The organism is Nocardia amamiensis NBRC 102102 (genome assembly GCF_001612745.1).
In the GTDB taxonomy this organism is placed as follows: domain Bacteria; phylum Actinomycetota; class Actinomycetes; order Mycobacteriales; family Mycobacteriaceae; genus Nocardia; species Nocardia amamiensis.
Genome location: NZ_BDBA01000338.1, coordinates 1 through 5,433 on the forward strand (window position 1 = coordinate 1; position 5,433 = coordinate 5,433).

3 rRNA genes are annotated in these 5,433 nt (G+C 56.9%); all 3 read left to right on the forward strand.

What is annotated here, in order from left to right:
- The first annotated feature begins 202 nt into the window (after positions 1-202).
- The 3 genes from NA4_RS37215 (at position 203) to rrf (ending at position 5,423) form a co-directional block, all read left to right on the forward strand.
- Positions 203-1,721: ribosomal RNA gene (locus tag NA4_RS37215) — 16S ribosomal RNA — on the forward strand.
- A gap of 335 nt (positions 1,722-2,056) precedes the next feature.
- A 23S ribosomal RNA gene (locus tag NA4_RS37220) occupies positions 2,057-5,170 on the forward strand.
- A gap of 136 nt (positions 5,171-5,306) precedes the next feature.
- A 5S ribosomal RNA gene (rrf, locus tag NA4_RS37225) occupies positions 5,307-5,423 on the forward strand.
- The 16S, 23S and 5S rRNA genes sit together here, the layout of an rRNA operon.
- Positions 5,424-5,433 lie beyond the last annotated feature (10 nt).

Genomic DNA, 5,433 nt, shown 5'->3' on the forward strand with positions numbered 1-5,433 from the left:
TGTGTGCGTGTGTTCTTTGAGAACTCAATAGTGTGTCGATGAATGTCAGTGCCAAATATTTTTTGGTTCCGGCCTTCCGCTCCCCGTGTGGAGGGTCGGGCATTTTTAGTCAGCTATTTTTCCGGCTGGCGATTGTTTTGCTGGGTTTTCGGACTCTGGTTATTACTTTGATTGCGCCCTTTGCGGGTGTGATTGTGAGTCTTCAACGGAGAGTTTGATCCTGGCTCAGGACGAACGCTGGCGGCGTGCTTAACACATGCAAGTCGAGCGGTAAGGCCCTTCGGGGTACACGAGCGGCGAACGGGTGAGTAACACGTGGGTGATCTGCCTCGCACTTCGGGATAAGCCTGGGAAACTGGGTCTAATACCGGATATGACCACGGATCGCATGGTTTGTGGTGGAAAGGTTTACTGGTGCGAGATGGGCCCGCGGCCTATCAGCTTGTTGGTGGGGTAATGGCCTACCAAGGCGACGACGGGTAGCCGGCCTGAGAGGGCGACCGGCCACACTGGGACTGAGACACGGCCCAGACTCCTACGGGAGGCAGCAGTGGGGAATATTGCACAATGGGCGAAAGCCTGATGCAGCGACGCCGCGTGAGGGATGACGGCCTTCGGGTTGTAAACCTCTTTCGACAGGGACGAAGCGTAAGTGACGGTACCTGTAGAAGAAGCACCGGCCAACTACGTGCCAGCAGCCGCGGTAATACGTAGGGTGCGAGCGTTGTCCGGAATTACTGGGCGTAAAGAGCTTGTAGGCGGTTTGTCGCGTCGTCTGTGAAAACTCACAGCTCAACTGTGAGCTTGCAGGCGATACGGGCAGACTTGAGTACTGCAGGGGAGACTGGAATTCCTGGTGTAGCGGTGAAATGCGCAGATATCAGGAGGAACACCGGTGGCGAAGGCGGGTCTCTGGGCAGTAACTGACGCTGAGAAGCGAAAGCGTGGGTAGCGAACAGGATTAGATACCCTGGTAGTCCACGCCGTAAACGGTGGGCGCTAGGTGTGGGTTTCCTTCCACGGGATCCGTGCCGTAGCTAACGCATTAAGCGCCCCGCCTGGGGAGTACGGCCGCAAGGCTAAAACTCAAAGGAATTGACGGGGGCCCGCACAAGCGGCGGAGCATGTGGATTAATTCGATGCAACGCGAAGAACCTTACCTGGGTTTGACATACACCAGACAGCCGTAGAGATACGGTTTCCCTTGTGGTTGGTGTACAGGTGGTGCATGGCTGTCGTCAGCTCGTGTCGTGAGATGTTGGGTTAAGTCCCGCAACGAGCGCAACCCTTGTCCTGTGTTGCCAGCACGTAATGGTGGGGACTCGCAGGAGACTGCCGGGGTCAACTCGGAGGAAGGTGGGGACGACGTCAAGTCATCATGCCCCTTATGTCCAGGGCTTCACACATGCTACAATGGCCGGTACAGAGGGCTGCGATACCGTGAGGTGGAGCGAATCCCTTAAAGCCGGTCTCAGTTCGGATCGGGGTCTGCAACTCGACCCCGTGAAGTTGGAGTCGCTAGTAATCGCAGATCAGCAACGCTGCGGTGAATACGTTCCCGGGCCTTGTACACACCGCCCGTCACGTCATGAAAGTCGGTAACACCCGAAGCCGGTGGCCTAACCCCTTGTGGGAGGGAGCCGTCGAAGGTGGGATCGGCGATTGGGACGAAGTCGTAACAAGGTAGCCGTACCGGAAGGTGCGGCTGGATCACCTCCTTTCTAAGGAGCATTCTCCAGGCATGCCCACACAGGTGGGATGTTGTTCTGGCAGAGGCTGTTTGAGCTCTCGTATGAAGAGCCGCAGTTGCTCATGGGTGGAACGCTGACATGTGCCTCGTGTATCGGCCGGTCTCCAATGACCGGCTGGCGGGGATGTAGTCGACACACTGTTGGGTCCTGAGAGAACACGCGAGTGAGCGAGACTCTCTAGGCAAATAGACGACGAGACTGGATCTTCAGTCATACCGCGGGATTTTTGGTTCCGGCTGGTGCTGAGTCAGGGTTTGGTCTTGTGTGTTGTTTGAGAACTGCACAGTGGACGCGAGCATCTTTGTTAGTAAGTGTTGAAGAGCGTACGGTGGATGCCTTGGCACCAGGAGCCGATGAAGGACGTAGGAGGCTGCGATAAGCCTCGGGGAGCTGTCAACCGAGCTGAGATCCGAGGATTTCCGAATGGGGAAACCCAGCACGAGTGATGTCGTGTTACCCGCATCTGAATATATAGGGTGTGTGGAGGGAACGTGGGGAAGTGAAACATCTCAGTACCCACAGGAAGAGAAAACAATAGTGATTCCGTGAGTAGTGGCGAGCGAAAGCGGATGAGGCTAAACCATGGGCGTGTGATACCCGGCAGGGGTTGCGTTCGTGGGGTTGTGGGGTCATTCTTCTCTGATCTGCCGGTCAGGGCGGGAGTCAGAAACCGTTGTGTTAGTTGAAGTGGTCTGGAACGGCCTGTCGTAGAGGGTGAGAATCCCGTAGACGAAAACATGACGGCTCTCGTGGATGATGCCCGAGTAGCAGCGGGCCCGTGAAATCTGCTGTGAATCTGCCGGGACCACCCGGTAAGCCTGAATACTCCCTGGTGACCGATAGCGGACTAGTACCGTGAGGGAAAGGTGAAAAGTACCCCGGGAGGGGAGTGAAATAGTACCTGAAACCGTGCGCTTACAATCCGTCAGAGCCTTCCCTTCGGGGTGGGGTGATGGCGTGCCTTTTGAAGAATGAGCCTGCGAGTCATCGGTGTGTGGCGAGGTTAACCCGTGTGGGGTAGCCGTAGCGAAAGCGAGTCCGAATAGGGCGCCCGAGTCGCATGCCATGGACCCGAAGCGGAGTGATCTACCCATGGCCAGGGTGAAGCGACGGTAAGACGTCGTGGAGGCCCGAACCCACTTAGGTTGAAAACTGAGGGGATGAGCTGTGGGTAGGGGTGAAAGGCCAATCAAACTCCGTGATAGCTGGTTCTCCCCGAAATGCATTTAGGTGCAGCGTCACGTGTTTCACGCCGGAGGTAGAGCTACTGGATGGCCTAGGGGGCCTACAAGCTTACCGAAGTCAGCCAAACTCCGAATGCCGGTGTGTGAGAGCGTGGCAGTGAGACTGCGGGGGATAAGCTTCGTAGTCGAGAGGGAAACAGCCCAGATCGCCGGCTAAGGCCCCTAAGCGTGTACTAAGTGGAAAAGGATGTGGGGTCGCTGAGACAACCAGGAGGTTGGCTTAGAAGCAGCCACCCTTGAAAGAGTGCGTAATAGCTCACTGGTCAAGTGATCCTGCGCCGACAATGTAGCGGGGCTCAAGTACACCGCCGAAGCCGCGGCACTCCGACATATGATCGCCTTCGGGCCAGTCGTTGGGGTGGGTAGGGGAGCGTCGTGCAGCCGTGGAAGCAGCAGGGTGACCTAGCTGTGGAGGCTGTGCGAGTGAGAATGCAGGCATGAGTAGCGAAAGACGAGTGAGAAACTCGTCCGCCGAATGACCAAGGGTTCCTGGGCCAGGTTAATCCGCCCAGGGTGAGTCGGGACCTAAGGCGAGGCCGACAGGCGTAGTCGATGGACAACGGGTTGATATTCCCGTACCCGTGTATCCGCGCCCAATGGCGAATCAGTTGTGCTAACTGCCCAAAACCGGATGGATCTCCTTCGGGAGACTTGATGGGGCTGCGCGGGACCCTGGCTGTAGTAGTCAAGCGATGGGGTGACGCAGGAAGGTAGCTGGGCCAGGTGGTGGATTACCTGGTGTAAGCCGGTAGGGCGGGATCTAGGCAAATCCGGATCCCATACAGCCTGAGAGGTGATGCGTAGCCGATTGAGGCGAATTCAGTGATCCTATGCTGCCGAGAAAAGCCTCTAGTGAGTTGGTACACGGCCCGTACCCCAAACCGACACAGGTGGTCAGGTAGAGAATACCGAGGCGATCGAGAGAACTGTGGTTAAGGAACTCGGCAAAATGCCCCCGTAACTTCGGGAGAAGGGGGACCATGCCTGGTGATCCAACTTTGCTTGGTGAGCTGGGGGTGGTCGCAGAGACCAGAGAGAAGCGACTGTTTACTAAAAACACAGGTCCGTGCGAAGTCGTAAGACGATGTATACGGACTGACGCCTGCCCGGTGCCGGAAGGTTAAGAGGACCGGTTAGCGCCTTCGGGTGCGAAGCTGAGAATTTAAGCCCCGGTAAACGGCGGTGGTAACTATAACCATCCTAAGGTAGCGAAATTCCTTGTCGGGTAAGTTCCGACCTGCACGAATGGCGTAACGACTTCTCTGCTGTCTCAACCACAGACTCGGCGAAATTGCATTACGAGTAAAGATGCTCGTTACGCGCGGCAGGACGAAAAGACCCCGGGACCTTCACTATAGCTTGGTATTGGTGTTCGGTACGGTTTGTGTAGGATAGGTGGGAGACTGTGAAGCGGGCACGCCAGTGTTCGTGGAGTCGTCGTTGAAATACCACTCTGGTCGTATTGGACTTCTAACCTCGGGCCATGATCTGGTTCAGGGACAGTGCCTGGTGGGTAGTTTAACTGGGGCGGTTGCCTCCTAAAATGTAACGGAGGCGCCCAAAGGTTCCCTCAGCCTGGTTGGCAATCAGGTGTCGAGTGCAAGTGCACAAGGGAGCTTGACTGTGAGACCGACAGGTCGAGCAGGGACGAAAGTCGGGACTAGTGATCCGGCACCGGCATGTGGAAGCGGTGTCGCTCAACGGATAAAAGGTACCCCGGGGATAACAGGCTGATCTTCCCCAAGAGTCCATATCGACGGGATGGTTTGGCACCTCGATGTCGGCTCGTCGCATCCTGGGGCTGGAGTAGGTCCCAAGGGTTGGGCTGTTCGCCCATTAAAGCGGCACGCGAGCTGGGTTTAGAACGTCGTGAGACAGTTCGGTCTCTATCCGCCGCGCGCGTCAGAAACTTGAGGAAGGCTGTCCCTAGTACGAGAGGACCGGGACGGACGAACCTCTGGTGTGCCAGTTGTCCCGCCAGGGGCATGGCTGGTTGGCTACGTTCGGAAGGGATAACCGCTGAAAGCATCTAAGCGGGAAGCCTGTTCCAAGATGAGGTTTCTCACCACCTCGAGTGGTTAAGGCCCCCTACAGACCATGGGGTTGATAGGCCGGAACTGGAAGCACGGTAACGTGTGGAGGTGACCGGTACTAATAGGCCGAGGACTTACCAACAAAGATTTGCTACGCGTCCACTGTGCGGTATCTGAAACAACACACAGACACCGCAGCAAACCCCCCGGGCGGGGTCTCTCACAGGTGAGGGAATCCCCGGGTGGGTTGCTGCGAGTGGTGGATAGTTTCATAGAGTTACGGCGGCCATAGCGGCAGGGAAACGCCCGGTCCCATTCCGAACCCGGAAGCTAAGCCTGCCAGCGCCGATGGTACTGCACTCGACAGGGTGTGGGAGAGTAGGACACCGCCGGAACATCCTTTCA